Raw genomic sequence first — 26701 nt, 5'->3', positions numbered from 1 at the left:
TCGGACCCGAAGATTCCGGCCCGGAGCCAGGGGCTTGCGCAAATTTCGATGCCAGGCATTCTGCCGGTGCGACGGGCCCTTGGCGCCGGACAAAACCTTCCCGACAGTCCCGGCCCTTTCAACCCTCGAGGAAACAGTGGAAACGCAAAATTCTACCATCATTTATACGAAGACGGACGAGGCGCCGGCCTTGGCCACCTATTCTCTCCTCCCGATCGTCGAGGCGTTCACGAAAGCCGCCGGGGTCCGAGTCGAGACGCGCGACATCTCCCTGGCGGGCCGCATCCTCGCCAACTTCCCGGAGCGCCTGACGGACAGCCAGAAGGTCGGCGACCACCTGGCAGAGCTCGGCGAGCTGGCCAAGACGCCGAACGCCAACATCATCAAGCTACCCAACATCAGCGCCTCCATCCCGCAGCTCGTGGCCGCCATCAAGGAGCTGCAGCAGCAGGGCTACGCCGTGCCGGACTATCCCTCCGAGCCGAAGACGGAGGAGGAGAAGGCGCTCAAGGCACGTTACGCCAAGGTGCTCGGCAGCGCCGTGAACCCCGTCCTGCGCGAGGGCAACAGCGATCGCCGCGCCTCGCCCGCCGTCAAGGACTACGCGAGGAAGCACCCGCACTCGATGGGCGCGTGGAGCCGTGACTCGAAGAGCCACGTCGCGCACATGTCGGGCGGCGACTTCTACGGCAGCGAAAAGTCGGTCGTGGTGGACAAGGCGCAGGAGCTCAAGATCGAGCTCGTCGCCGGCGGCAAGACGACCGTGCTCAAGCCGAGCGTCAAGGTGCAGGCGGGTGAGGTCGTCGACGCCAGCGTGATGAGCGCCAAGGCCCTGCGCGCGTTCTACGCCGAGCAGGTGGCGGACGCGAAGAAGCAGGGTGTGCTGTTCTCCCTGCATCTCAAGGCCACGATGATGAAGATCAGCGACCCGATCCTCTTCGGGCACGCCGTCAGCGTGTTTTATGCCGAGGCGCTCGACAAGCACGCGGCCACGCTGGCCAAGGTCGGCTTCGACCCGAACAACGGCATCGGCGACCTGTACAACAAGATCCAGAGCTTGCCGGCCGACGAGAGGGCGAAGATCGAGGCGGACATCAAGGCCGTCTACGAGCAACGCCCGACGCTGGCCATGGTCGATTCCGACCGCGGCATCACCAACCTGCACGTGCCCTCGGACGTGATCGTCGACGCCTCGATGCCGGCGGCCATCCGCTCCAGCGGCAAGATGTACGGCACGGATGGCAAGCTCTACGACACGAAGTTCACGATCCCCGATCGCTCCTACGCCGGCATCTACCAGGCCACGATCGAGTTCCACAAGCAGCACGGGGCGTTCGACCCGCGCACGATGGGCAGCTCGCCGAACGTGGGGCTCATGGCGCAGGCGGCGGAGGAGTACGGCTCACACGACAAGACCTTCAAGATCGCCGAGAGCGGCACGGTGCGCGTCGTCGACGCCTCCGGCAACGCCCTGCTGGAGCAGAAGGTCGAAGCTGGCGACCTCTTCCGCGCTTGCCAGACGAAGGACATCGCGATCAAGGATTGGGTCAAGCTGGCCGTCTCCCGCGCGCGCGCCACGGGCGCCCCGGCGGTGTTCTGGCTCGACGAGAACCGCGCCCACGACAAGAACCTGATCGCCAAGGTCAAGGCCTACCTACCCGAGCACGACACAAGGGGCCTGGAGCTCCCGATCAAGAGCCCGGTGGAGGCGATGAAGCTCACGCTCGGCCGCATGAAGGAGGGCAAGGACACCATCAGCGTCACCGGCAACGTGCTGCGCGACTACCTGACGGATCTGTTCCCGATCCTGGAGCTGGGCACCAGCGCCAAGATGCTCTCCATCGTGCCGCTGCTGGCCGGTGGCGGCCTCTACGAGACCGGCGCCGGCGGCTCGGCGCCGAAGCACGTCCAGCAGCTGCAGAAAGAGAACTACCTGCGCTGGGACTCGCTCGGTGAGTTCCTGGCGCTGCAGGTCTCGATCGAGGACCTCGCCAACAAGACCGACAACGCCAGGGCCAAGGTGCTCGCCAAGGCGCTGGACACGGCGATCGGCCTGTTCCTCGAGAACAACAAGAGCCCGGCGCGCAAGGTCGGCGAGATCGACAACCGCGGCAGCCACTTCTACCTCGCGCTCTACTGGGCGCAGTCCATCGCCAAGCAGACCGAGGACAAGGAGCTGGCGGCCAGGTTCGGCGAGCTCGCCAAGACCCTGAAGGACAACGAGGCCAAGATCGACGGCGAGCTGATCGGCGCGCAGGGTAAACCCGTCGACCTCGGCGGCTACTACCACTTCGACGATCAGAAGACGTCCGCCGTGCTGCGGCCCAGCGCCACGCTGAACGCGGCCATCGACGGCTTCTCCTGAGCCGCGCGGCTCGCGGAGAGGAGGCTCTCCGCGAGCCTACCCTGATGCTTGATTCAACCTGCGGGATCAGCTGGAGCCGGGATACACGGTCCTCCGGGACGCGCGCTCGCGGACGGCTTCGCGCGCGAGCGCGTCGGCGCGCTCGTTGAGCAGCACGCCCGCGTGCCCGGGCACGTACACGAGGCGCGCGCGCGGCCGCTGCGCGAGCACGCCGCGCAGCGAGGCGATGAGCTCGGCGTTCGCCTTCGCCTTCCACCCCTTCTGGAGCACGCCGATCGAGTACTGGCTGTCGGTGTGGATGACGATGGGCCGCTCCGGCTCGTCCACCTCCTCGAGCGACCGGAGGATGGCCGTCAGCTCCGCGATGTTGTTTGTCGCGGTGCCGAGGAACTCGCTGCGCTCGATCCGCCGGCCGCCGTCGATGATCACCACGCCGAGCCCCGCGGGCCCCGGGTTCCCCGAGCACGCGCCGTCGGCGTAGGCGATGACGGCCCCTTCCGGGACAGGCGCAGCGGCGGGCGCCCCCCGCGCCGAGGCCTTGCGCTGCCCGCGCGCCGCCCCGGCCGGCGCCGGAGCGCCCGCGCCCCCCGCCCCCTCGGGCTGCTCGCCGGCACGCGCCTTCACGACCGGCTCGGCCGGGCCGCAGGTGTCGTCAGGCAACACCTTCGGGTCGGCGATGGTCAGGTTCTCCGGGCGCGCCTTGTACTTGCGGCCGTCGTGCGGCTTGTAGCGGATCTCGACACCGCCCCCCTCCTCCGCGAGGAGAGCACCCGCGGCATCAGCGCGGGCATAGACGGATTGACCTCGAAGCGATGCGCGAACCCAGGGCACGCGCGCACCCTGGCATGGATCGGGAGCCGGCGGTACGGGAGACCCGATCCCCCGAGCGCGCCGGACCTGACCGGACGGGCGCGACCAGGCGCACGCCGCGGCACGGTCACCGGTCGATGCGGGCGCCGCCGCGCGGTCACCTGTCGATGCAGAGGGCGAGGGACCACGCGCTCAGCGTGCCCGAGTCGGTCCCGGCGTCGTCCCCGACCCGGAGCGTCCACGTGCCGTTCGCCGATCCGGACAGGAACGCCGCGAACGACGCCTCCGGGCGGAAGCACCCGCGGAAGGGCGCACTGCCCGCCGCGACCGGGATCGCGCAGCCCATGTCGAACACGGTCCCGCGGTAGTTGTCGCCGGAACCCCCGTTGTCGCTCGAGACATCGACCGTCGTGCCCGCCGGAGAGGTGAGCGAAATATCGACGTCTCCGTCGAACGAATGCGTGATGTCGACCTCGAGCGTCACACGCCGGATCGCGCCGCTCGCGCCGACCGAGAGGACGCTGGCGGCGACCGCGCGATCGTTGATGGGCTTGGGCACGTCCGTGGACGACTGCACCCACAGCACCTGCCCCGGCGAGCAGCCGCCCACGGCCGCGTCGCAGCCGAGCGCGCAGTCCGGGTCGGCGCAGTCCGTCTCGCCGTCGAGGTCGTCGTCCTCCGCGTCGCCGCAGTCGCGCTCCGTGGCATAGGTGCACACGCTCGGCGTGCCCCGGCACGTGTACCTCGCCTCCACGACGCAGGCCGCGCTGCAGCCGTCGCCGCTCGCCCTGTTGGCGTCGTCGCACCCCTCGACGCCGGCCCGCACGAACCCATCGCCGCACCGCGCGGCGCGGCACGTGATGGGGCAGCCGTCGGCGCTGTCGGCGTCGCCGTCGTCGCACTCCTCGCCGGACCGGATCACGCCGTCGCCGCAGCCCTCGATGAGGCACCCGGGGCTGCACCCGTCTCCGGCGTTCTGGTTGCCGTCGTCGCACGCCTCGACGCCGGTGCGCACGAACCCGTCGCCGCACGCGGCCCGCGCGCAGCGGGTCGTGCACGCGTCGGTGTTGCTCGCATTGCCGTCGTCGCACGCCTCGACCCCGGCCTGCAAAAACCCGTCGCCGCATGCGGCCGCCTCGCACGTCGCGAGGCACGCGTCGGTGTTGCTCGCGTTGCCGTCGTCGCAGCCCTCGCCGGCCGCGTTGACGACCCCGTCGCCGCACGCGGGCGCCGCGCACGTCCCCTCCGCGCCGCAGACATGGCTCAGGCAATCGCGCCCGGCCGCGCAGCGCATGCCGGCGGCGCACCCGACGCACGACGGCCCGCCGCAATCGATGTCCGTCTCGTCGCCGTTCCGGGCGACGTCGGTGCACGACGGCAGGCACGTCGTCCCCGAGCACCGGCCGCCCAGGCAATCGCCGTCCGCCGCGCACGCCTTGCCGGTGGCGCACGGCGAGCACGCCGGCCCGCCGCAGTCGACGTCCGTCTCCGCCCCGTTCGTCGCGCCGTCGGTGCACGAGGACGCGCCGCACCTCCCGTCCCTGCAGATCCCGCTCCGGCAGTCCGCGTCGGCGAGGCACGCCGCCACGTCGGCGCACGGCGTGCAGGCGGAGCCCCCGCAATCGACGTCGGTCTCCGCCCCGTTCATCACGCCATCGCCGCAATCGGGCGCCACGCACCTGTTCCCGACACAGAGGTTGCTCAGGCAATCGCCCGCGGCGAGGCACTCGACGCACGCGCCGTTTCCGTCGCAATAGCGCCCTCCGGACGGATCGAGCCCTCCGCACACCGTGGTGGCCGGCGCCGGCGGGTTCTCCGGCGCGCCGCCGATGCAGACGTCGGCCGAGCACGGGTCTCCATCGGAGAAGGCGTCCTGCTCGTCCTCGAGCTCGATCACGGCGCCTCGCCCGTCGCAAACGCGCTTCTTGCAGTCGCCCGGGACCTGCTCGGCCACGGGCTTCCCCTGCGGCGCGGGGTCGAGGCCGCACCGGCCGCCCTCGCAGGTGCGTCGCTGACATTCGCTGTCGTCCCCGGGACATTCCGCGGCCACGCTGCACGGCGCCCCGCCCCCTCCGACCTCGCCGCCCTCGCCGTTCCCGCTGTCCCCGCCGCTCCCGCTGTCCCCGCCGCCCTCGCCGTGCCCGCCGCCGGCCGCCGGACCCGACGGATCCCGGGGACGATCGCAGCCGGCCGCGGTCATGACAGCGGCGAGGACGAGCGGCGACAGGCCCCTCGTGAACAGAGCGCTTCTGAAGAGGTCCTCTGGCACTGGCACCTCGATCTCCTCCGCGGGTCGCGGGAGCGGCGATGTCACTCGAGGGTCGATCCAGGCCTGACGGACGCGCGCGCGGGATCGATCCTCAGCGCACTAGACTGATATCGAATCGAGAGGACGCCAGCAGTCAAACGGATCTAGGGAGACCCTACCGCCACGCGCGGCGCGCAGGGCGGCGCGGGGGCGACGAGCATGCGCTGGGTCCACCGCAACGTCGTCCAGCACGGCACCCCGAAGCGGTCGCGGGCCGTCCGGTGCCGACATGCACGAAGGTGTGCCGAGCGCGCGGCGGCGCGTCCGGACGGCCGCCGCCTTTCCGTCGGATGGCGGGGCAAGCGTGCACTCCGGACCCGCCCGATACCCGCCCAAGGCGAGGCTTGAACCTGGAGAGAGCTCCAACGTTCGCTACCCCGCGGGGGCCGGTCGTCCTCGACCGCGGCGCGCTTCGCGATTAACGCCCGGTTCCCTGCGCCATATTTCCGTGCACGCTGGTCCGAAATCTTCCGTCGGAGGGGCACATCATGGCGAAGAAGATCCTGGCGAACACCGGGGCATTTCTCCTCTTGGTTGCGTTCGGCGCGCTGATGGCCCCGGCTTGCACCATCCACTTCAGCCAAGGAGGCGAGGGCGGAACCGAGGGCATCGCGCCCGCGCCCGACGACACGCAGCCCACGCCCGACGACACCGAGCCCGCACCCGACGACACACCCCCTCGCCCGCGGGCGGCGGCGCAGGGGGCAGCGCTGGATTCACGCCCGAGGAGCAAGAGGCGATCGACGCGGCGCGCAGGGCAGACCCGGTAGAGCTCGCGCTCACCCAGGCGAAAACCGGCTACGCAGCGTACGCCCTCAGCGGACTGACCGAATGCCAGATCGTCGATCCTGACACCATCGACGAAGAAACGCTGCTGCGGTTCATCGAGGAGAACGCGCCGCTCGCCTGGGAGATGGCGGAGCAGTGGATCGCCTCGCTGGATCCGACGACGCTCTCGTACGGGTACCCGGTCAATGTTGCATGCATGGCCCCGCCGTTCTTGTGCACCTCCAACGTCGCCTGCGACTTCGCGAAGGTCTGCATCCTCGACAACTGCGGAGACGGCAAGTGCGAGCCATGCACGGGAGGAGCTGTCTGGAGATGCCCACCGAGGGCCCCGTGGGCGGCGTCAGCGCGACCGTCGTGGTGGACCGGGAGGGCGCGTGCGAGGCGACCGGCGGTGATCAGGTCGCCGAGCCGCATCTCAAGAATGACTACATCCTCTGCTGCGAGGCGGATTCGGGCGACTGAGCAAGTATCCGCCGCATCGAGCGGATTGCCTCCGGCGGCGACCTCCACGTAACGTCCCCGTACCCGCGCGCGCCGCTTCCGGCGCGCGCCGTTATCCAGGAGGTCGGATCATGCCCAAGCATCCTGTGAAAGACCCCACGGACGTCGATCAGCTCTCGGCTGTTCAGATCGAGGAACGCGTCGAGGAGACGCTCCAGCATATCGAGGCCATCAAGGCGCTCTGGCCTGGTCTCGAGCGGCTCGAGGAGTCGCGGCGCACGCGAAGCGTCGGCCGTAGCCTCGGCGTGCTGGGGCCTCCGCTCGCCAAGCTGTTCGCGCTCTTGCGACCCAAGGACGGCAAGGACAACGCGCTTGCGAGATCGTTCCACGTGCTCGGAGACCAGGACGACGGCGAGGACCCCGAGCGGTTCGAGGTGGAGCTGATCGAGCGGCGCCTGAAGCGCGCCCTGGCCGAGCAGAAGGTCGCCGACACGCTCGAGGACCTGGCGCGCCACCTCGACGACGACGCCCTCGCCACCGGCGAGATGGTCATCGGTCCAGGCCTCGCCGCGCTCGACCTGGCGCGCACGATCGCCCGCCAGAACGCGAGCTTCCGCGCCATCCTGGCGCCGGTCCTCGACGACTTCCGGGCGATGACCAAGCAGGCGCGCAAGGGGAAGAAGCCCGAGGCGCCGAGGCCCGAGCCGCCGGCGCCCGAGCCGATCTGACGGCGCCGCGCGCTCGCCCAGGCAGCCCCGCTGTCCAGATCTGGCACCGCAGCGATTGGTGAGGTACCCTACCTTCGATCCCGGCGCTGCCGTCCGTCGACCCTGGACCGAGGTTCATGCTCCGCCGCGCGGGGTATCCGGCGATGCCTCGCCAGGTACCCGCCGGTACCTCGCCAGGCATCCGCCGGTACCTCGCCAGGTACCCACCGGTACCTCGCCTGGCATCCGCCGGTACCTCGCCAGGTACCCACCGGTACCTCGCCAGGCATCCGCCGGTACCTCGCCAGGCATCCGCCGGTACCTCGCCAGGCATCCGCCGGTACCTCGCCAGGCATCCGCCGAGCCCCGCCCGTTCAGCGGCGGCGCAGCCTCGTCAGTATTCGACGTCCTGCTTGAAGACGAGCTCCGAGGACGGCGACGCGGCGCTGGCGTTCTGCTCGACGCTGATGACGAGCTCGAACCGGGTGAGCGGCACGCTCACGTCCTTGAGCTTGCCGGTGCGGGCATCGGCGTCGAAATTGAGCGCGCCGACCCGCTGCCAGGGCGTGTTGCTGTCCGGGCGGGCCCAGACGACGTAGGCGGAGCTGCTCGAGTCGAGGCGCTCGGGCGGCGGGAGGTTCTTCGCGGTGATGTCGAGGCGGGTCATCGCCGCGTCGAAGTTGACGTCGGCCACGATCACGGCGTCGGCGCCCGGCGCCTTCCCCATGCCCTGCGGCGTGTAGCGCAGCGGGCCGCCGCAACCCGCCATCATCGCGCACGCAAACGCCACGACAGCGAGCCGCAGCACCTTGGAAACATGTCCTCTCATCTCGGTAGCTCCTCCTTCGTCCCTCTGCTGCGGGCCAAGACGCCTCGCGAGCCGCCGGCACCAGCCGGCGGCCAGAACTGTCGCGGCATCATAGCCGCTTTCAACGGCGCCGACGGCGCTCGCCGATGCAGGACGGCGGCCCGACGCGCTGGACAAGCCGGCCGCTCCGCCGCCCCGCGCGCCTCGTTAACAGCGCGGCGCCCGCAGGACAACAGCCCGGCGCCCGCCGGACAACAGCCCGGCGCCCGCAGGACAACAGCGCGGCACCCGCCGGACAACAGCCCGGCGCCCACAGGACCGCGGCGGCGCCCGGTCGCCAGGCAGGCGACGCATCGCCCGCGAGCGCGGTACGCGCGACAAGGTGTCCCCGGGTCGGCGAGCAGGGCGGACGGATCGCATGGCGAAGCGCCGGCCATAGACTAAAGTCTCGAAATCGAGATGGATTTGGCACACACACGGCTCGGAGCGCGGGGCGACCGCTGGACGACCTCGAGGGGGATCCTGGACGTCCGCACGCCCGCGCCCGACGTCGTGACGCGGCGTTTCGAGGGGTACGCGACGCTCGATCTCATCGAGCCGGCGGTCCGGCACCTGGAGACCCTCATCGACTCGGGCCTGCATCCGATCGTGTTCGACGACTTCGAGCTCGGCACCGGCTATGACAGCGACGTCCGGGCCAAGCTCACGGCGTGGCACCTGCGGAACCCCGGCAAGCTGAAGGAGGTCCATATCCTCGTGAAGCCGGGGCTCGTCGCCATGGGCGTCACGGTCGCCAACCTCGCCACGGGCGGTCGCTTCAACATCTACACCGACCGCTCGGCGTTCGAATGGGCGCTCGCGGGCGTGCTGACGACGAGGATCACGGCGGGGCCCGCCTCGTCGGTGCGCGCGCCGTCCCCGCGCTGACGAGCGCCCCCGGCGACGCGCGGGTGGATCGCGCGCCGCCGCCCCGCGCTCACGGGTGCTGCGCGACCCCGTTCGACGGCGCATTCCTCGAGCCAAGCGTGATCTCGCTCATCCGGCTCGGGTGCTTCCCTTCAATGCCATCGTAGTGGCGGCGAATCGTCGCCATATCGGCATCGATGTCGCCCGTCGGGTGGAATACGTGGAGGATCCCGCCGCGCTTCTTGGAGAAATCGAGGTATCCGAGGAGGATCGGGACGCCGGCGCCGAGCGCCACGTAATAGAAGCCCGTCTTCCAGCGCTTCGCGCACGAGCGCGTGCCCTCGGGCGCGATGATCAGCGTGAGCTCGTCGCTCTGCTTCAGCACGTCGGCCACGGCCGCGACGAGGTTGTTGCGGTCGCGGCGGTCGACGGGGACACCGCCGAGCCACCGGAAGAAGAAGCCGAACGGCGGCTCGAAGAGGGTGTGCTTGCCGAGCCAGGAGAACTCGAGGTCGAGCGCGTAGCTCACCGCGAGCGTGAACGGGAAATCCCAGTTCGAGGTGTGGGGCGCGGCGATCAGCACCGCCTTCGGCGGGAGATCCGCCACGCCCTCCACACGCCAGCCGAATACGGACAGCCAGGTGTGGCCGACAAACCGGCGAATGGCGCGGCGGGAGGCTGAAAAACGCGGGGCAGCGGCGCTCGGCATAGGGGACCTCGACGGTAAGCAGCCGGAGATTCGTCGTTGCCCGACCGGATGTCACGTCACGCTTCCGTCATCCACGCCACAGCCGCGCGCGCGTCAAACGCAGCGCGCGCACCGACGCGGCGCGCACGCGTCAAACGCAGCGCGCGCACCGACGCGGCGCGCACGCGTCAAACGCAGCGCGCGCGCCGACGCGGCGCGCACGGACGGACGTGATGGCGCGCTGCGCGCTCAGCGCCGCTCGAGGCCGTGCGGCTTGCCCTCGCCGTAGCCGGCCAGCGTCTGCACCCCGATGACGGCCTTGTCGTGGAGCTCGTCGAGGTTCGCGGCGCCGGCGTAGGTGCACGCCGACTGCACGCCGGTGATCATCTCGATCAGGATGCCGCCGACGCTCTCGCGGCCGTCGTGGATGTAGATGCGCGACGTCGAGATGCCTTCGCGGAAGAAGACCTTCTTGGCGCGCTCGAACGGGTCGAGATCGGCGGTGCGCTCGCTGACCGCGCGGGCGCTCGCCATGCCGTAGTTCTCCTTGTAGAGCAGCCCATCGCGGTCCTCCATGACGTCGCCCGGGCTCTCGTAGGTGCCGGCGAGGGTCGTCCCGACCATGACGCGCGAGGCGCCGGCGGCCAGGTAGAGCGCCACGTCGCGCGGGTGACGGACGCCGCCGTCGGCCCAGACGCGCTTGCCGTGGCGGCTGGCCTCGCGGGCGCACACGCGCACCGAGGAGAACGTCGGCCGGCCGGCGCCGGTCTGCATGCGCGTCGTGCACATGGCGCCGGGGCCGACGTTCACCTTCACGATGTCGGCGCCCGCGTCGATGAGGTCGCGCGTGCCCTCCGCCGTGCAGACGTTGCCGGCCACGAGCGGGACGGCGTCGCCCGTCGCCCGCCGCACCGCGCGGACCGCCTCGATCATCCGCCGCTGGTGGCCGTGCGCCGTGTCGAGCACGATCGCGGAGACGCCGATCTCGATCAGGCGCGCGGCGCCCTGGGCCGCCTGCGCGGAGATGCCGATCGCCGCGGCGACCATGAGGTCGCCGCGGTCGTCGAGCGTCGGCCTGAGCAGCTCGAGGCGCACGGCGTCGTCACGGGTCAGCACGCCGTGGAGCCGCCCCTCCTGGTCGAGCACGGGCACCGCCTTCACGCGCGCGTCCTCCATCAGCAGGAACGCGGTCCGGTTCGGCGTGCCCGCCTGGATGGTGATGAGGCGCGACGACATGAGCGCGGACGCAGGCGTGTACTGGTCGCGGTTGCGCAGGTCGGCGTGGGTGACGATGCCGATGGGGCGGCGCTCGTCGTCGACAACGACCACCAGGTCGTGCGACCGCTTCCGGATGATGCCGTGCACGTCGCGGAGCGTCGCCCGCGGCGAGACCGAGAGGGGCGTGTCGTACCGCGGATCGGCGCGCTTGATGTGGCGGACGATGCGCTCGACCGTGTCGAGATCCATGTCCTGCGGGAGCACGCCGAGGCCGCCGAAGCGGGCCATCGTCTCGGCCATCCGCTTGCCGGTGACGGCGTTCATGTTCGCCGAGACGATGGGGTGCGAGCCGCCGGGGAAGTCCGTCGGGCGCAGGTCGGTCTCGAGGCGGGAGCCGCCGGCGAAGTAGCCGGGGGTCAGGAACACGTCTTCGAGGGCAAGCTCCAGGCTCTCGTCACGCTCGGGGTGGAGGAAGCGCATGCAGGGCTCCGATCAAGGGGGGGCGCGCCGCGATGGCGGCGCGACCCGACAGTCTAGTGCCGGTGGCCCAGGCCCGTCGCCGATTGCGCGGGAGGTCTTCCGAGGGCCTACCGATCGGATGGAGACCGGCAGGCACGACGGGCGGCGTCGGTCGACGCGGCGATGACGCTGTCCAGGACCGCGGCGATCCGGGCGGCGGCGGCCTCGGACGAGAGCTCGCGGGGCGGCGGCGCAGGGACCGGCAGGGCGCCCGTCGCCCGGAAGCGCGCGAGGTGGCGCGCGAGCGCCGCGGCGAGGCCCTCGACGTCGGCCGGCGAGACGCGGGCGTTGTCGTCCCGGTGCGCGAGCAGCTCGTCGACCTCGGGGCTCGCCGCGGCGCTGACGATCGGCATGCCCGACGCGGCGTAGTCGTAGGTCTTCGCGGCGATCCGCAGCACGACGCGGGGGGCCACCACGGTGAGCAGCACGTGCGCCCGCCGCAGCTCGCCCATCACGTCGCGCTGCGGGATCGGCGGCAGCATCTCGATGTACGGGGTGAGCCCGAGCCGCTCGAAGCGGTCGCGATCGTAGGCGGACGTGCGGCCGATCTGCCGCAGGACGAGGTCGCCGGGCGCGAGCCGCTCGCGGTCGATCAGCCGCCGCAGCGCGGCCCCGATCGCGTCGGCCGAGGTCTCCTCCCGCAGCGTGCCGAGGTGGAGGATGACGAAGCTGCGCGGCGGCTCCGGCGCAGAGGCCGGCGCGTACAGCGCGAGATCGAAGTGGTTGCGCACGAAGGACGACTTCGTCGCGAGCTCGGGGAACCGCGCGCGATAAGCCTCGAGAGCGCTCCTCGTGTTGAGGATCACGTGGTCGGCGCCCGCGAGCCAGCGGCGCTCGATGCGCGGCACGAGGGCGCGCCGCGCCCGCTCGGCCAGGCCGGACGGGGGGCCATGGCCGCTCTCGTGCAGCGACCACGGGTCGCGCAGGTCGAGCACGAGCGGGACGCCGAGCGCGCGCTTCACGTGGAGGCCCACCGGGCAGGCCGAGAACGGGCCGGCGCTCACCACGACGGCCTGCGCGCCGGCGCGGCGGGCGAGCGAGACGGCGACGCGCGCGGCGTGGGGCGCGTGCAGGATGCAGCGATCGGTGAGCGCCCGGAACGGGCGGAGCCCCACGAGCGGGCCCCCGGGCCGCGCCCGGCGCGGGACGCGCGCGCGCAGGGCGGCGAACGCCGCCTCGGCGGCGAGGACGGCCGGGTCGAGGTACGCATCGGCGACCTCCACCTCGGGCGGCAACGCCGCGAGGAGCCCGTCGTCGCGCGCATCTCCGGGGAAGGTCGCGGACAGGACGACGGGACGGAAGCCGTGGCGCGGCAGGTGCCGCGCGAGCTTCACCCAGCGGAACGCGCCCACGCTCGTCTGCGGCGCGAAATAGGGCGAGATCAGCAGGAACGGGCGCACGGTCGGGGGATCCATCGCAACGTGCCAGGCGCTCGGGCGCTCACGCGTCGCGCGGCGGCCCGTCGCCGGCGCTCGTCCCGCGGCCGCGGCCGAGCAGCTCCGCGTAGAGCGCGAAGAGCGCGTCGAAGTGGTCGTCGCTCGCGGGCAGCCGCTCGCCCGCGGCCCGGGCCGCCGCGGCGCGCTCGCCCCGGGGGCGCTGCAGCACGCGCTCGATCGCGGCCGCGACCTCGGCGGCCGAGGCGCGCGGCGGGTACGCCTCGGCGGCGCCGGGGCTCACGAAATCCGTCGCGGCGCCGGCCGCGGGGACGACGAGCGGCAGCCCCGAGCAGAGCGCCTCGCCCAGCACGAAGCCGAACGTCTCGGCGGCCCCCCCGTGGACGAACACGTCGGCGCTGGCGAGCAGCGCCGCGTAGGTGGCGCGGTCCTTCGCGAAGCCGAGGAAGCTCACCTGCGGCAGGCCGGCCGCGCGCCGCTCGAGGCGCGCCCGCTCCGGCCCGTCGCCCAGCACCACGAGCGCCACCGGGCGCCGCGCCGCGAGCTCCCGCGCGGCGTCGATCACGAGCGCGACCCGCTTCTCGACCGCGAGCCGGCACGCGACGAGCAGCAGCGTCGCCGACGGGTCGTCCGCGAACCGGCCGAGCAGGCTCCGCCGCAGCGAGGGGTCCGCGCGCGAGGGGTCGAACGACTCGCGCCGCACGCCGAAGGTGACGCGGTGGACGCGCTCGCAGCCGTGCGCGCGGAGCTGCTCGGCGATGAACGTCCCCGGGGCGATCGTCGCGTCGAACCGCCGCGACAGTGCCCGCGGCCAGGCGAACAGCGCGCCCTCCAGGGCGCGGGCGACCGCGCGCGGGCGCACCCGGTCGAGCAGCGGCGCGGCGTACGTGCTGATCTGGTCGGAGTGGTACACGAACGTGCGGAGCGGGACCGAGCGCTCGGTCGCCGCGACGAGCGCGGCCGTGTACGGCGCGCTCGCCTGCAGCACGTCGGGGGCCTCGCGGCGGATGATCGCGCGGACCGCGCCGAGCCGGAGGAGGGCGTGGTAGGTCGGGTCGTACGGCATCGGCGGGCCGGCCACCCGCACGATGCGGCCCTGCTCGAGCGGCACCACCTCGTCGCGCGGCCCGGGCGCCACGACGACGACCTCGTGGCCGCGCCGGCTGCCCTGGCGCACGAGCTCCTCGAGGTACGACCGCACGCCGCCCCCGCGCGACGAGAAGAACTCCGCGACGTCGAGGATCTTCACGAGTGGTGGCTCCCGCGGAAGAGGAGGCCGCCCCGCCACGCGCCCCGCATCTTCCCCGCGCGGTTCATGACATGGAGCAGCGCCGGCAGGAACAGGAGCGCGCTCGCCACGCACGCGATCTCGCCGCTCACCGCGACCCAGCCGAACGAGTTCAGCGCCTGGTTGTCGGCGAAGACGAGCGAGCCGTAGCCGAGCACGGTCGTGTAGCTGCAGAGCGCCACCGGCCCGGCCGAGCGCTTCACCGCGAGCGCCACGTCGCCGCCGAGCAGCCGCGCGCGGTCGAAGACGTTGAACGGGTACTCGGCGCCGATGCCGAACGTGATCGGGAGGGCGATGAAGTTCAGGAAGTTGATCTTCACGTCGAGCATGGCCATCGCCACCGCCGTCGCGAGCACGCCGAGCACGAGGGACGACAGGACCGAGAACGCCCCCATCAGGCTGCCTGTCGCGAGCACCACCACGACCGTGACGGCCAGGAACGACGCCGCCATCGCCAGCGGGCCGTCGCGCTCCATCGACCGGATCATCTCGGCGAAGACCGTCGGCCTGCTCGCCGTCACGACCTGCGTCCCGTCGGGGAGGACCACGTTGCCGGTCGTGTTCGCCATGCGGAGGAGGTTCTTGCCGTTCGAGAACGAGACCTCGTTCTTGTACTTCACGTAGAACACCGTGCCCACGACCCCGTTGTTCTCCTCGAACCTGCGCCGGATGAGGTCGGGCAGATCCTGGGGCGTGATCACGCGCAAGGTCTCCGGCGGCTTCATGAGCAGGGCGCGCTCCCGCTCCTCCGGGGTCAGCGCCTTCAGCACGCGCGGGGTCAGCCGGTCGCGGATCCGCCCCAGGATCTCGATCTTGCGGCGCTGCTCCTCGGGCGAGCCGGGGAGGGCATCCGCGATGGTCGCGACGTCGGCCACGAGCTTCCCTTGCGGGTCCTTCGCGTCGTTCACCAGGATCTGCGCCTTGATGGCCGGCACCTGCTCGGGGCTGTCCGCCAGCATCATCGCGCCCGCGACGTTCATCTTGCCGCCGAAGACCTCGGACGCCTTGCGCGACCAGCTCCCCGCGCCCTTCTCGCGCGAGCTCTTCGAGCCGAGGCGCGCGAAGTTGTACTCCCACGGGTCCCTCACGTACTCGGGGAGCTTCCACGCCGCGAGGAGCAGGGTGATCGGCGCCACGGCGAGGAGCACGACCGGCCACCGCTTCGTCACGCGGGCGAGCGCCCGCGCCCCGGGCCCGGCGGTACCCTCCTCCGAGACGCGCGGCGGCGGATCGCGCAGCCAGCGCGGGAGCCTCGCCTGGATGCGCTCGATGGCGACCAGCGTCGCGGGCACGAGCGGCACGATGGAGGCCCACACCGCGAGCATGCCGACGAAGCCGATCGTGCCGAACTGGCTGAACCCGCGGAAGTGCGTGATCGTGAGCGACCCGTACGCGATCGCCGCCACGCACGCCCCGACGAGCTCGGCCCGGAACGCGTTGACGACCGCCTCGCGCCGCGCCTCGTCCGCGGCCATGCCGCGCGCGCGGAAATCGCGGTACCTGGACAGGAGCACGATCGGGTAGTTGACGCCGTTGCCGACGATGATCGCCCCGAGGAACGCGCCGACCGTGTTGACGTAGCCGTAGGTCGCCGTCGCGAACGCGTACCCGGCGCTGGCGCCGAACGCCGTGGGCAGGAAGATCACGAGCAGCGACCAGGGCGAGCGGTAGTAGATCACCACGCCGCCGAGGATCAGCACGAGCGCGAGCGCGGTGGCCCACACCGCCTCGCTCACGAGCGACCGCTGCTCGGCGATCGCGTTCGGGATGTCGCCCGCGTACCCGACCTGCATGGCCGGGTGGAACTTCGCCGGGTCGAGGCGCCCGACGAGCGCGGTCACGTCGTCGAGGAGCTGGGCCGCGCTGCGATCGCCCATCCCGGCGCTCCGCGAGACGATGCGGATCCCGACCATGCGGCCGTCAGGCGTGGCGAAGTAGCCGCTCGGGAACTCGTCGATCTTCTTCAGCCGCCGCTCGAGCTCCGCCCAGGTCTCGTCGAGCGCCGTGCCCTTCTCGGCCGGCGCGCCCGCCGCCTGGCCCCCGCTCGCGCCGCCGCTCTCGCCCGCGTCCAGGTCGTCGATAAGGCCGCTCCGCAGCGCGATCTCGAGCTCGATCGCCTCGTCCGCCTGCTCGAGCTCCCGGACGCCGGCGTAGAGCCACTTGTTCTCGTCGAAGAAGCGGCGCACCTCCTTCGTGCCGGTCTCGACGTAGCGGATGAGCGACGCGGGCCCGCACGCCGCGCGGCACGCGTCGTCGGCGCACGCCGCGAGGCAGGCCGCGCGCCGCCGGAGCGGCTCTTCCAGCTGCTCCGAGAGCGCGTCGATGAACCGCTCGTTCGCGCCGCGCTCCGGCGACTCGGCGATCACGATGAGCTGCGCGCCGCCGTCCACGCGCTTGGCCTGGCGCTCGTACGCCATGAACGCCGGGCTGTCGCTCGGCAAGAGCTCCCGGAGCTCCGTGCGCAGCTCGAGCTGCGAAGCGTACCCCCATAGCCCTGCCATGGCGGCGATCGCGAGTCCGATCACGAGCCAGGGTCGGCGCCCGCTGAAGTCGACGAGCGCCCCGATCATCCTGAGGAGCATTGCGAAAGACACCTCGAGCCGGCGCCGCGCGGAGGGCGACGCCGGGCAGGTCTACCATGCGCGCCAGGCGCGCATGGTGGTCAATGGCTAGACGGACCTCATGCGCAGAACGACGGCTGGATGCCCTTCGGCCGCGGCGCCGCGGCCGGGCGCAGGTGACCGAAGGCGAACAGACCGCCGGTGAAGCCCAACCAGGAGCGGAAGTGACGGAAAGTCTCCAGCCACTGGAGCGCCTTCGGCCCGTCGACGAGCGGCCGGAGGCCGGACCCAGCAGCGTGCTCACGCGCGTTGACGAAGGCGTTCGCGATCATCCTCTGGACCACGAGCGGCGAGGAGCGCTCGCGCGCGCGCTGCGCGGCCGCGCTCCCGAGCCGCGCGGCGGCCTGCGGGTCGCGCGCGAGCGCGAGCGCGGCGTTGCCGAACGCGGCGTTCGCCTTGTCCTCGGGGAGCGTCCCGCGGCCCGGCTCGAGCAGCAGGCCGTTGTAGCCGCTCTGGATCTGCGAGCTCACGCCCATGCCGTCGGCGAACGCGACCGTCGGGGTGCCGCACCAGAGCGCCTCGCTGAGCACGTTGCCGAACGTCTCGCTCAGCGACGCGTGAAGGAACGCCGTCGCGTGCCGGTAATAGTCCGAGATGCGGCTGTACGGCACCTCGCCCGTCATGATCACCCGCCGGGCGACGCCGAGCTCGCGCGCCAGCGCCGCGTACGCCGCGCTGTCGGGCCCGTCGCCGACGAGCGTGAGCGTCGCCTGCGGGTGGTGCGGCGCGATGTGCTCGGCGAAGATGCGGATCAGCCGGTGCTGCGACTTCTCGCGCGTGTGGCGCCCGGCGCAGACGAAGCGCGGGCCGCGCGCGTCCAGCCCGCGCTCCTCGAGCATCGGCGCGTACGGGTCGGGGCCGAGCGGGCGATCGAACACGTCCTCCGGGACCATCCGCGGGATGACGTGGATGGGCACAGTCACCCCGCGTTCGCGCCAGTAGTCGCGCAGCCCCTCGCTCAGCACGACGAGCCCGTCGCCCTGGTTGTACAGGTCCACGAAGAGCCGCTCCATCGGGGCGCGCAGCGTCTTGTGGAGCACGGTGTGGACCGCGCCGATCCGGGACACGCGCTCCGGCAGGAGGACGTCGTACGCGGCCGCGAGGTGCGTCGTGTTCACGCAGAGCAGCGGGATGCCGCGCATCTTGCGGAGCCAGATGCCGAACTCGACGAGGAGCGTCGTGGTCTGGGCGAAGCAGATGTCGAAATCCCACCGCATCGGATCGAACACGAAGGACTCCAGGGGCATCGGCAGGTGCACCCCCGGATAGGTGCGCAGCGGCAGGCTGGGCAGGGCGATGGTGCCGGGCGGCATCTCGTCGGCCGAGGCGTCCGGATCCCGCGGTCCGATCAGTGTTGCCTGGTGACCACAGGTGTTGAGCGCGCGATACAGGGCCCGCGTCTGGAAGACGGCCCCGTTCGCGTAAGGAATGCGCGTGAAGTCGCTGAGGATGGCGACCTTGAGCGGTCGCCCGTTGGCTCCGGAGAGGGCAGCGAAGGGATTTTCGGGAAGCGCCGCCTGCGCCCTGACGAGGGAATGCCCTCCCCGCGCCGATCCGGTCGATGAAGTGTGGCGCACCGACGCGATCGCCTCGTGCTGTGCGCGATCGATCCGGTGCTCACCGAGCGGCCGTATTGCATCCATGGTCATCTTCGTTGCTCCTTCGAGAAGCGGCGCAGACCGCCGTCAACGACCGGTGCGCGCGGCGCAACGATCGATATGACGTTCATGTCGTGCCTCTGGCAGCCGTGTCGTTCCGCGCCCGCGAGCGCAGCCTGCCGCTGGCCACAGCATGCTGGCCACAGCAGCCATTCCTCGCCCTCGTCAGTCCGGGTCGGCGGGGACGTTTAGCAAACCCTGTGCCGATTTCACACCTGTCGTCGTCGCGCAAGTGCGAACGCGACGATGCACCTAGGCGATTCTGCGCGCCTCATCAAGCAGGGCGAGCACGGCCGACGGCGCATCCGGGAGCGTGCCCGCGAGGTCGACGCGCGCGAAGTCGCCTGCGCGGACGCGCTCGAAGAAGCGCGCCACGCAGCGCGACGAGAGCGACGCGAACGAGCACGCGACGGCGACCCCGGCGCGCGCGGCCAGGCTCGCGTTGAGCGCCTGCTCGTGATCGTGCTCGGCGTGGAGGGCCAGCACGGGCTTGCCGGCGAGGACGCACTCGGCGAGCAGGTTGCTCCCGGCCGAGGCCACGACGGCGGAGGCGGCGGCGAGGTGGGCGAGGAAATCGCGGCTGTCGAACGGCATCGCCTGCACGCCGGGCACGCGCAGGTCCGGGTCGCCGAACGCGACGACGCGCCGCCCGCCCGCCGCGACGAGCTCGATCGCCGCGCGCGCGTTGCGATCGCGGAAGTAGCAGACGACCGCGCCGGGCGCGATCCCCTGCCCCGAGCCCGCGGGCGGCCGCCGCGGCGCCGGGCGCGCGACGATCGTGCGCGGCGCGGCCGGCTCGGCGGGCAGGAAGTGGACGGCGACCGCGTAGGTCCGCCGGGTGACGGCCCACGTCGTGCGGCGGCACGCGAGCCTCCGCAGGCGCGGCAGCTCCTCGGGGAGGCGGCAGCGCGAGAAGAGGAGGTCGTGGCCGAGCGCGACGGCGGGGATCCCGAGCGCGCGGGCGGCGAGCAGCGAGGGCACGTCCCCGTCGCTCAGGATGGCGTCGGGCCGGAAGCCCGCCTGCTCGACGATCTCCTTGGCGAGGCGGCGCGGGAGCTCGAGCACGCCCCCGAGGCCGGGGTAGATGGGCCGGACGAGGCGGTGCTCCGGCAGGGCGCCGAGCAGATCCGCCGCCTGGCCGCCGCCGTAGATCCTGAGCTCGTGGCCGCGCTCGCGGAGGGCCCCCGCGATCGCGAGCGCGCGGCTCGCGTGCCCGCGCCCGCGGCCGTGGACGTAGTAGCCGATCCTCGCCACGGGCCGATCAGAGCTCGATCTGCGCGCTCGGCACGGCGCGGATCTCGCGCGGGCGCCCGTCCATCATGACGCCGAAGCCGTCCAGCAGCCGGTTGTGGTGCGCGACGATCGCCGCCGCCGTGAGCGCCGGGCTGTCCGAGGTGCCGTGCGCGTCGGCGGCGAGCGTCACGCCGAAGCCGAGGGTCACCGCGCGCCGGCAGGTCGTGTCCACGCAGAACTCCGTCTTGCAGCCCGCGACGACGAGGTGCTCGACCCCGAGCCGCTCGAGGCGCCCGGCGAGCTCGGTCTCGAAGAACGCGTCGCAGGCGAGCTTGCGGACCCGCGCCTCGCCGTCCGCCGGCGCGATCGACGGGTGGATCTCCCACGCGGCGGAGCCCACCTCCCCCACCTCGTCGTCCTGCACAAAGATCACCGGCACGCCGCGAGCGCGGGCGCGCGAGAGGAGCCCTCCGATGCGCTCGAGCAGCCCGCTCGCCCCCTGCACGGGCGCCTCCCCGTCGAGGACGCCATTCTGCACATCGATGATCACGAGCGCGGTCGTCTGCTTCATTTCCGTTTCCCTCTGGCCCCCCGGGCGCCGGCAATTTCCTTCACCTGCTCGTACCGAAAGCAGCTCACGAGGTGGTCGTTGACCATCCCGGTCGCCTGCATGAGCGCATAGCAGATGGTCGAGCCGACGAACTTGAAACCGCGGCGCGCGAGATCCTTGCTGAGCGCATCCGAGATCGCCGTCTTCGCGGGGACCTCCGGGAGGGCGCGGAACGCGTTTACAACGGGCGCCCCGCCGACGAAACCCCAGAGGTACGCGTCGAAGCTGCCGTGCTCGCGCTGCACCTCCAGGAAGCGCTGCGCGTTGGTGACGGCCGACGCGACCTTGAGCCGGTTGCGCACGATGCCGGGGTTCGCGAGGAGCTTCTCGACGCGCGCGGGCGTGAAGCGCGCCACGCGGGCCGGGTCGAAGCCCGCGAACGCCTCGCGGTATGCCGCCCGCTTGCGCAGCACGGTGAGCCAGCTGAGCCCCGCCTGCGCGCCCTCGAGGATCAGCATCTCGAAGAGGGCGTGGTCGTCGTGCAGCGGCACGCCCCACTGCTCGTCGTGATAGGCGGCGTACTCTGGATCCGCGGTCACCCAAGGGCATCGCTCCGGCATCGCGCGGCACTGTAGCAGCCCTCCCTCCGGGCGATCCCACGGACCCACGAGATCCCGCGCCATCCCGCGTGACCGCGCGACGTGCGCTTTGACTCCCCGCCAGCGCAGAGCTCCAATGGGGCCAGCACCCTGGGCCGCGCCGCACCATGACCGCCTCGAGCAGCTCTCATCCGATGGGATCCCAGGGGTCTCGCGGCGCCACCTCGACGGAGGAGCGCCGCGCGATGGCGCGGGGCCTCCCCACGGCCCTCGTGGCCTGGCCCACGTTCGCGGCGCTCGACGTGTTCGTCGTGCTGGCGGTGTTTCCGAGCGCCTCCATCGCCCGGCTGCTGCTCTACCGGCTGTTCGGCGAGATCATCCTGCTCTGGCTCTACCTCCTCGCCCGGCGCCAGCAGACCTCGGCCGAGCTCCTCGACGCGGCGCACGTGTTCGCGGTCTGGAGCACGGCGGGGCTGATCTCGGTGATGGCCCTGGAGCTCGGGGATCTCACCTGGAACTACATGCACGGGCTCTCGATCGTGATGCTCGTCGACGCGACGATCCTGCCCACGCACTTCACGCGCTCGCTCCGGATGACGCTCCCGGTGGCGCTGAGCTTCCCGATCATCATGGGCGCCGGGGCGTCCCTCGACCCGGCGCTCGCGGCGCAGTGGACGTCGCCGCGGTCGCTCGTGATCTTCGCCTGCAACTACATCTTCGTGTTCGCCACCGCGATCCTCGTGTCGGCGGCGAGCCACGGCCTCTGGTCGGCGCGCCAGCAGGTCTACGAGGCCCGCAAGCTCGGCCGCTACCGGCTCGTGGCGCCGGTCGGCCGGGGCGGGCAGAACGAGGTGTGGCTCGCCTGGGACGAGTCGCTCCGCCGCGACGTGGCGCTGAAGCTGCTGCGCAGCGAGAGCAAATCCGAGAGCGACGTGCGCAGCTTCGAGCGCGAGGCGCGCGCGACGAGCCGGCTCACGTCGCCGCACACGATCCGGATCTTCGATTTCGGGGCGAGCAGCGACGGCATCTTCTACATCGCGATGGAGCACCTGGCCGGCGCCGACCTGGCCACCCTGGTGCGCGATCACGGCCCGATGCCCGCCTCGCGCGTCGTGCACTTCGCGCGGCAGGCCTGCCTCTCGCTGGCGGAGGCGCACGACGCGGGCGTCATCCACCGCGACATCAAGCCTCACAACCTCTACATCACGCGCGTCGGCGACGAGCAGGACGTGCTCAAGGTGCTCGACTTCGGGATCGCGAAGCAGGTGACCCTGCAAGGGGACGCGAGCATGACGGACGTCGGCGTGATCAAGGGAACGCCGACCTACATGTCACCGGAGATGATCTCGGCCGGCACGGTCGACGCTCGCAGCGACATCTACTCGCTCGGGGTCACGCTCTATTACCTGCTGACGGGGGTGGCCCCGTTCGAGGGCCGGAGCTTCGGCAAGCTCGTCTATTCCCACCTGACGATGCCGCCGATCCCGCCGTCGCTCCGCTCGCCGTGGCCGCTGTCGTCGGAGCTGGAAGAGGTGGTGATGCGGTGCCTCGCCAAGCGGCCCAGCGATCGTTACCAGAGCGCGCGCGAGCTGCTCACCACGCTCGACGCATGCGCCCCGGCGCCGCCCTGGACGCCGGAGGACGCGAGGAGCTTCTGGGCAGCGCGCGCGGCGATGCCGCGCGGCGAGCCCCCGCCCCCGGATCCCGGCCCCACCCTGCGCCTGCGGCCGGAGAAGGCCGTGCCCGTGGCGTGAGGCGCGCCACGGAGCTGCACACGCGCCCGCGGGCACCCCGGTCCTGCCCACGCCCCGCGGCGCCGCTCGCGGAAATATCGTGAGGGTCGTACCGGCGGAGGACCTGGAGTGTCGGCGGGGACTCCCCCTCTCGCACGCCGGCCGCATCGGTGGGCCCGCGCGCTCGGAAGGGGCGGCATGCCGCATGCTTGAGCTCTGGAGCCAGAGAGGCATCGGCGCCGGGATCGAGCGCCAGGAGGGAAGCACCGCATGGCCTCGGTCGAGGGATTCATCGTGTGGTTCACCGGGCTCTCCGGGTCCGGCAAGTCGACGCTGGCTTCCATGCTGGCCGCCGAGCTATCGCAGCGGGGCGTGCACGTCGAATCGCTCGACGGCGACGTCGTCCGGATGCACCTCTCGAAGGGGCTCGGGTTCTCGCGCGAGGACCGGGACACGAACATCCGGAGGATCGGCTTCGTCGCCAAGCTCGTGGCCCGCTCCGGCGGGTGCGCGATCACCGCGGCCATCAGCCCCTATCGCGCGATCCGCGACGAGCAGCGGCGCGCGATCGGGCGCTTCTGCGAGGTGTACTGCGAATGCCCGATCGACGTGCTCGCGCGCCGGGACGCCAAGGGGCTCTACGCGCGCGCCCTCGCCGGCGAGATCAAGGGGTTCACCGGCGTCGATGACCCGTACGAGCCGCCGCTGTCCCCCGAGGTGGTCGTGCACACCGATCGGGAGTCGCCCCGCGAGAGCCTCGCCAAGATCATCGCCGGGCTCGAGGTGCTCGGGTACCTCCGCCCGCGCGACTGGCCCGCCGAGCCGACGCGCGACGGAGATACCCGCGAACGCGGCGCCCCGGCCCGTGCCGGCGGCCTCGTGCCGCCGCACGGCGGCGAGCTCGTCGATCGGATCGCCCGCGACGAGGCCGCGCAGCAGCTCCGCGAGCGCGCGGCCGGCCTGCCCCGGGTGGCCCTCGACGCGCGGGGAGCGAGCGATCTGGAGCTCATCGGGAACGGCGCCTACTCCCCCCTCAAGGGCTTCATGACCCAGCGGGACTACCTGCGCGTGGTCCGCGACCGGCGGCTCGAGAGCGGCGCCGTCTGGTCGATCCCGATCACGCTCGCGGTGTCGAGGGAGGCCGCCGCCGGCCTCTCCGTCGGCGCCGAGGTGGCGCTCGCGTCGCCGGACGGGCGCGTCGTCGGCGTGCTCGAGCTCGGCGATCGCTGGGCACCGGACAAGGATCTCGAGGCGCGCCATGTCTACGGGACGACCGACGCGAGCCACCCGGGGGTCTCGTACCTGAGATCGTCGGGCGACGTGTACCTCGGCGGCGAGGTCCGGCTGGTCGATCGTTCCGTGGTGCCCCTGTTCCCGCAGTACCCGCGCGATCCGGCCGCGACGAGGGCCGCCTTCGAGGCGCGAGGCTGGCGCAGGGTGGTGGGGTTCCAGACGCGCAACCCGATCCACCGGGCGCACGAGTACCTCACCAAGTGCGCGCTCGAGATCACGGACGGGCTCCTGCTCCACCCGCTCGTCGGGGCGACCAAGGCCGGCGACGTCCCGGCGGACGTCCGGATGCGCTGCTACGAGGTCCTGCTTGAGCGGTACTACCCCGAGGACCGGGTCGTCCTCGCGCTCTACCCCGCCGCCATGCGCTACGCAGGCCCGCGCGAGGCCCTCTTTCACGCGATCGTGCGCAAGAACTACGGCTGCTCCCACTTCATCGTCGGGCGCGACCACGCCGGCGTCGGGCGGTTTTACGGCCCGTACGACGCGCAGCGGGCGTTCGACGACTTCCTCCCGAGCGAGCTCGGCGTCGAGCCGCTCCGGTTCGAGGAGGCCTTCTGGTCGACGACCGTCGGCGGGATGGCGACCGAGAAGACCGCGCCGGGGGGTCCGGCGACGCGCATCGCCCTCTCCGGGACCCAGGTGCGCGAGATGCTGCGGGCAGGGAACCTGCCCCCGCCCGAGTTCAGCCGCCCCGAGGTGGCGCGAATCCTCCTGGAAGCGGCCCAGGGGCAAGCGCTCGCCCGCGCTGGATGACGCTGCCGGCGCGGTGCGTGCCCCTTGCCACGGAACTGAACACCCAGCGTGGCACGGAGCTGCATGCGCGCCGGCACGCCGCCCTAGCGCCGCCACGCCGCCCTAGCGGAGCACGAGCCGGCCGAGCATGAACGCGGCTGCCGCGAGCATGATGCCGCCGAACGCGCGGCGCAGCGCCTCCGCGCTGACGCGCGTGGAGAGCCGGGCGCCGGCCACGCTCCCGGCGCACTCGGCGACGGCGAGGTAGGTGGCGATCCTCCATTCGATCGACGGGTGGGGGAGGTGGCCCGCCAGACCGGCCAGCGTATTCATCGCTATCACCAGGATTGAGGTGCCGATCGCGGCGCGCATGGGGGTGCGGACAACCACCACCAGGAGGGGAACGATCGCGAACCCGCCGCCGAGGCCGACCAGGCCGGTCAAGCTGCCGACCAGGAGCCCCCCCGTCGCCAGCACCGCCATCGACTGCCCGCGCGGGCGCGATCCGCCGGGGTCCAGCGGCAGCGGAGGGCGCTTGCCGAGCATCGCCACCGCCGCCACCACCGTGGCGAGGAGGAAGATCATCAGCAGGACCTCCTGCGGGATCAGCGCCGAGATGCGCCCGCCGAGGAAGGCGCCGGTCATCGAGGCCAAACCGACGCCGAGCGCTGCGCGCCAGGCGACGGCACCCGCCCTGGCGTAGGGGATGACGGCGATGGCGCTCATCAGCGCGACGACGAGGAGCGAGGTCGCGATGGCGCGGTCGAGCTCGAGCCCGGCCACGCGCGTCAAGAGCAGCACGGTGAGGATCGAGGGGCCGGCCCCGAGGAGCCCAGCCGTGACGCCGATGCACACGCCGAGCGTTGCGATCAGGTACGCTGCCGCCATGTAGCTGCACCTCGCCCCTGATGTCCATTACCGGCGCCGCCGGCGCTCGCCGCTCCCGCGGCCCATGTCCACAGACCTCGCCGGGTCAGGCGACGGCCGCCATCCCGGCCCGCTCGTCGCCGGTCTCCAGCCAGCGGGCGCACTCCTTCCCGAGCGTCTTCAGGGCCATGCGATCGAAGCGCTCGATCTGCTCCGGGGTGAGCTCGGAGCGGTGGTCGCGGGTCGGACCCTTGTGGAAGAACGCCTTGGGATCGACCATATGCGCGCCGCCAAACGGCGCCATCTGCTCGGCCCGGCTGCGCATGTAGCCGAAGGAGCACTGCTCCACGATCCGATCCATCCGCAGCCGCGCCGGCTCGACACCGATGAACTCCGCCATCCGCGCGATCTGGCCGCGGAGGTCCTCCTTCAGCCGGCCGTAATGGATGAGGAGCACGTTCGGCTCGCCCCTGAACGCCCACCACGACCTCACCACGTCGAACAGGTTACAACAGCCGTACCCGTCGGTGTCCAGCCACCGATCGAAGAACCCCCGCATGCTCTCGGGGATCACGAGCGGCGTCCGGTCGCCGGACCACTCCGCGTGGATGCGGTTGATGGTGGCCATGGTCGCCGAAGAGAACTGCTTCAGGTAGTTGTGGAAGCTGATCCCGAGGTCCTTGCCGTTCCTGCCGACGAACAGGTAGCGCGCCTGCGGGGCGATGGGCACGGCGTCCGCGGGCAGGTGCGACTTGATCACCCGCCGCTGCCCGCGCTCGCGCTGCCGCTGTAGCACCGCCAGCATCGCGGCGTGATCGCCGAAGCTGGAGTCGAGCCAGGGGGAGGTGTCCGACAGCCCCTGCTCCCGCTCCTCTCCGTTGTCGAGGATCTGCTGGAGGATACGCTGTGTCCACGTGGTGCCCGCCTTGAATGGGTCCACCACGACGATGTCCCCGGAGACGAAGCCGCCCTGAGCCACGAAATCCCCCCAGACCAGCGAGCTGGAGAGATAGTCCCGGACGACGCGCGTCGGCATGATCAGCTCGTTCTTCATCGCTACCTCGCTCCCGGTTCGGCGCAGGCCGCTCGCTCATGTGAGCAACGGATCGCCAGCATCGGCTGTCGGCTGAGGGCGTCCAAGAACCGGACCAGTGCATCGGGTGCCCGGCAGGAA

Annotated in this window: 22 protein-coding genes; 7 read left to right on the top strand and 15 right to left on the bottom strand. The window is 71.9% G+C overall.

All coding sequences use genetic code 11. From position 1 onward, the window contains the following. Nucleotides 1-136 precede the first annotated feature (136 nt). Entirely contained in the window at nt 137-2365 is a 2229-nt protein-coding gene (locus WMF17_RS06155; RefSeq protein WP_437651293.1) for an NADP-dependent isocitrate dehydrogenase, read from the top strand. Between the two features lie 66 nt (nt 2366-2431). On the opposite strand, the gene WMF17_RS06150 is transcribed toward WMF17_RS06155, so the two are convergent. Together WMF17_RS06150 and WMF17_RS06145 are read right to left on the bottom strand one after the other, a co-directional pair. Continuing rightward, on the bottom strand, nt 2432-3196 hold the full coding sequence (locus tag WMF17_RS06150; RefSeq protein ID WP_437648650.1) for a ribonuclease HI: 765 nt from the start codon (nt 3194-3196) through the stop codon (nt 2432-2434). A gap of 136 nt (nt 3197-3332) precedes the next feature. Beyond that, complete coding sequence (locus WMF17_RS06145; RefSeq protein WP_437648648.1) at nt 3333-5450, bottom strand: DUF4215 domain-containing protein; 2118 nt, start codon at nt 5448-5450, stop codon at nt 3333-3335. A 521-nt stretch (nt 5451-5971) separates the two neighbouring features. Between WMF17_RS06145 and WMF17_RS06140 the strand changes: the two genes are divergently transcribed. Beyond that, complete coding sequence (locus WMF17_RS06140) at nt 5972-6253, top strand: hypothetical protein (protein ID WP_437648646.1); 282 nt, start codon at nt 5972-5974, stop codon at nt 6251-6253. 28 nt (nt 6254-6281) lie between these two features. Here the strand turns inward: WMF17_RS06140 and WMF17_RS06135 are convergent, their stop codons facing one another. Continuing rightward, nucleotides 6282-6527: a hypothetical protein gene (locus tag WMF17_RS06135; protein WP_437648644.1), complete on the bottom strand. Its 246-nt coding sequence runs from the start codon at nt 6525-6527 to the stop codon at nt 6282-6284. Between the two features lie 57 nt (nt 6528-6584). Here WMF17_RS06135 and WMF17_RS06130 point away from each other — a divergent pair, with 57 nt between their 5' ends. Together WMF17_RS06130 and WMF17_RS06125 are read left to right on the top strand one after the other, a co-directional pair. Further along, nucleotides 6585-6734 carry a hypothetical protein gene (locus WMF17_RS06130; protein WP_437648643.1) on the top strand — a complete coding sequence of 50 codons (150 nt, stop codon included), beginning with the start codon at nt 6585-6587 and terminating at the stop codon, nt 6732-6734. Between the two features lie 110 nt (nt 6735-6844). Then, entirely contained in the window at nt 6845-7441 is a 597-nt protein-coding gene (locus WMF17_RS06125) for a hypothetical protein (protein WP_437648641.1), read from the top strand. Nucleotides 7442-7814: 373 nt separating this feature from the next. On the opposite strand, the gene WMF17_RS06120 is transcribed toward WMF17_RS06125, so the two are convergent. Then, on the bottom strand, nt 7815-8249 hold the full coding sequence (locus WMF17_RS06120) for a hypothetical protein (RefSeq protein ID WP_437648639.1): 435 nt from the start codon (nt 8247-8249) through the stop codon (nt 7815-7817). A gap of 438 nt (nt 8250-8687) precedes the next feature. On the opposite strand from WMF17_RS06120, the gene WMF17_RS06115 reads away from it, so the two are divergent. Continuing rightward, complete coding sequence (locus WMF17_RS06115; RefSeq protein ID WP_437648637.1) at nt 8688-9155, top strand: hypothetical protein; 468 nt, start codon at nt 8688-8690, stop codon at nt 9153-9155. A gap of 49 nt (nt 9156-9204) precedes the next feature. Here the strand turns inward: WMF17_RS06115 and WMF17_RS06110 are convergent, their stop codons facing one another. The 9 genes from WMF17_RS06110 to WMF17_RS06070 all read right to left on the bottom strand — a co-directional run bounded on the left by WMF17_RS06110 (nt 9205) and on the right by WMF17_RS06070 (nt 20923). Continuing rightward, nucleotides 9205-9741: a lysophospholipid acyltransferase family protein gene (locus WMF17_RS06110; protein WP_437648635.1), complete on the bottom strand. Its 537-nt coding sequence runs from the start codon at nt 9739-9741 to the stop codon at nt 9205-9207. A gap of 330 nt (nt 9742-10071) precedes the next feature. Further along, the gene (locus WMF17_RS06105; protein WP_437648633.1) at nt 10072-11520 is read right to left on the bottom strand and encodes a GuaB1 family IMP dehydrogenase-related protein; all 1449 of its coding nucleotides are present in this window, start codon (nt 11518-11520) and stop codon (nt 10072-10074) included. A 107-nt stretch (nt 11521-11627) separates the two neighbouring features. Beyond that, the gene (locus WMF17_RS06100; protein ID WP_437648631.1) at nt 11628-12974 is read right to left on the bottom strand and encodes a glycosyltransferase; all 1347 of its coding nucleotides are present in this window, start codon (nt 12972-12974) and stop codon (nt 11628-11630) included. A gap of 25 nt (nt 12975-12999) precedes the next feature. Next, nucleotides 13000-14202: a glycosyltransferase family 4 protein gene (locus WMF17_RS06095; protein ID WP_437648630.1), complete on the bottom strand. Its 1203-nt coding sequence runs from the start codon at nt 14200-14202 to the stop codon at nt 13000-13002. Next, the gene (locus WMF17_RS06090; RefSeq protein WP_437648629.1) at nt 14199-16823 is read right to left on the bottom strand and encodes an efflux RND transporter permease subunit; all 2625 of its coding nucleotides are present in this window, start codon (nt 16821-16823) and stop codon (nt 14199-14201) included. Before WMF17_RS06090 ends, WMF17_RS06095 begins: the two co-directional genes overlap by 4 nt. 98 nt (nt 16824-16921) lie before the next feature. Then, a complete protein-coding gene (locus tag WMF17_RS06085) occupies nt 16922-18511 on the bottom strand; it encodes a glycosyltransferase (protein WP_437601011.1) in 1590 nt (529 codons plus the stop codon). Nucleotides 18512-18772: 261 nt separating this feature from the next. Continuing rightward, on the bottom strand, nt 18773-19774 hold the full coding sequence (locus WMF17_RS06080; RefSeq protein ID WP_437648627.1) for a glycosyltransferase: 1002 nt from the start codon (nt 19772-19774) through the stop codon (nt 18773-18775). Between the two features lie 7 nt (nt 19775-19781). After that, a complete protein-coding gene (locus WMF17_RS06075; protein ID WP_437648625.1) occupies nt 19782-20324 on the bottom strand; it encodes a cysteine hydrolase family protein in 543 nt (180 codons plus the stop codon). After that, nucleotides 20321-20923, bottom strand: coding sequence for a DNA-3-methyladenine glycosylase I (locus WMF17_RS06070; RefSeq protein ID WP_437601008.1), 603 nt, complete (start codon nt 20921-20923; stop codon nt 20321-20323). Before WMF17_RS06070 ends, WMF17_RS06075 begins: the two co-directional genes overlap by 4 nt. 224 nt (nt 20924-21147) lie before the next feature. Here WMF17_RS06070 and WMF17_RS06065 point away from each other — a divergent pair, with 224 nt between their 5' ends. After that, nucleotides 21148-22656, top strand: a complete 1509-nt coding sequence (locus WMF17_RS06065; protein WP_437601007.1) for a serine/threonine-protein kinase — start codon at nt 21148-21150, stop codon at nt 22654-22656. Between the two features lie 249 nt (nt 22657-22905). Then, nucleotides 22906-24681, top strand: a complete 1776-nt coding sequence (gene sat, locus WMF17_RS06060; protein ID WP_437601006.1) for a sulfate adenylyltransferase — start codon at nt 22906-22908, stop codon at nt 24679-24681. Nucleotides 24682-24783: 102 nt separating this feature from the next. Here the strand turns inward: sat and WMF17_RS06055 are convergent, their stop codons facing one another. Next, the gene (locus WMF17_RS06055) at nt 24784-25548 is read right to left on the bottom strand and encodes a sulfite exporter TauE/SafE family protein (RefSeq protein WP_437648623.1); all 765 of its coding nucleotides are present in this window, start codon (nt 25546-25548) and stop codon (nt 24784-24786) included. Nucleotides 25549-25633: 85 nt separating this feature from the next. Then, nucleotides 25634-26581, bottom strand: coding sequence for a sulfotransferase domain-containing protein (locus tag WMF17_RS06050; protein ID WP_437601004.1), 948 nt, complete (start codon nt 26579-26581; stop codon nt 25634-25636). Nucleotides 26582-26701: the final 120 nt, after the last annotated feature.

Origin of the sequence: Sorangium sp. So ce362 (genome assembly GCF_051519845.1) — a bacterium.
Lineage (GTDB): Bacteria > Myxococcota_A > Polyangia > Polyangiales > Polyangiaceae > Sorangium.
Note: the sequence above shows the minus strand (reverse complement) of the source record. Positions and strands in the feature narration are given on the sequence as shown.

Coding starts and splice junctions, on each gene's coding strand:
- WMF17_RS06140 (WP_437648646.1), top strand. CDS start 5,972: ATGGCGAAGAAGATCCTGGCGAACACCGGGGCATTTCTCCTCTTGGTT.
- WMF17_RS06135 (WP_437648644.1), bottom strand. CDS start 6,527: ATGCAGACCTTCGCGAAGTCGCAGGCGACGTTGGAGGTGCACAAGAAC.
- WMF17_RS06130 (WP_437648643.1), top strand. CDS start 6,585: ATGCCCACCGAGGGCCCCGTGGGCGGCGTCAGCGCGACCGTCGTGGTG.
- WMF17_RS06125 (WP_437648641.1), top strand. CDS start 6,845: ATGCCCAAGCATCCTGTGAAAGACCCCACGGACGTCGATCAGCTCTCG.
- WMF17_RS06120 (WP_437648639.1), bottom strand. CDS start 8,249: ATGAGAGGACATGTTTCCAAGGTGCTGCGGCTCGCTGTCGTGGCGTTT.
- WMF17_RS06115 (WP_437648637.1), top strand. CDS start 8,688: ATGGATTTGGCACACACACGGCTCGGAGCGCGGGGCGACCGCTGGACG.
- WMF17_RS06105 (WP_437648633.1), bottom strand. CDS start 11,520: ATGCGCTTCCTCCACCCCGAGCGTGACGAGAGCCTGGAGCTTGCCCTC.
- WMF17_RS06100 (WP_437648631.1), bottom strand. CDS start 12,974: ATGGATCCCCCGACCGTGCGCCCGTTCCTGCTGATCTCGCCCTATTTC.
- WMF17_RS06090 (WP_437648629.1), bottom strand. CDS start 16,823: ATGCTCCTCAGGATGATCGGGGCGCTCGTCGACTTCAGCGGGCGCCGA.
- WMF17_RS06085 (WP_437601011.1), bottom strand. CDS start 18,511: ATGACCATGGATGCAATACGGCCGCTCGGTGAGCACCGGATCGATCGC.
- WMF17_RS06075 (WP_437648625.1), bottom strand. CDS start 20,324: ATGAAGCAGACGACCGCGCTCGTGATCATCGATGTGCAGAATGGCGTC.
- WMF17_RS06070 (WP_437601008.1), bottom strand. CDS start 20,923: ATGCCGGAGCGATGCCCTTGGGTGACCGCGGATCCAGAGTACGCCGCC.
- WMF17_RS06065 (WP_437601007.1), top strand. CDS start 21,148: ATGGCGCGGGGCCTCCCCACGGCCCTCGTGGCCTGGCCCACGTTCGCG.
- sat (WP_437601006.1), top strand. CDS start 22,906: ATGGCCTCGGTCGAGGGATTCATCGTGTGGTTCACCGGGCTCTCCGGG.
- WMF17_RS06055 (WP_437648623.1), bottom strand. CDS start 25,548: ATGGCGGCAGCGTACCTGATCGCAACGCTCGGCGTGTGCATCGGCGTC.
- WMF17_RS06050 (WP_437601004.1), bottom strand. CDS start 26,581: ATGAAGAACGAGCTGATCATGCCGACGCGCGTCGTCCGGGACTATCTC.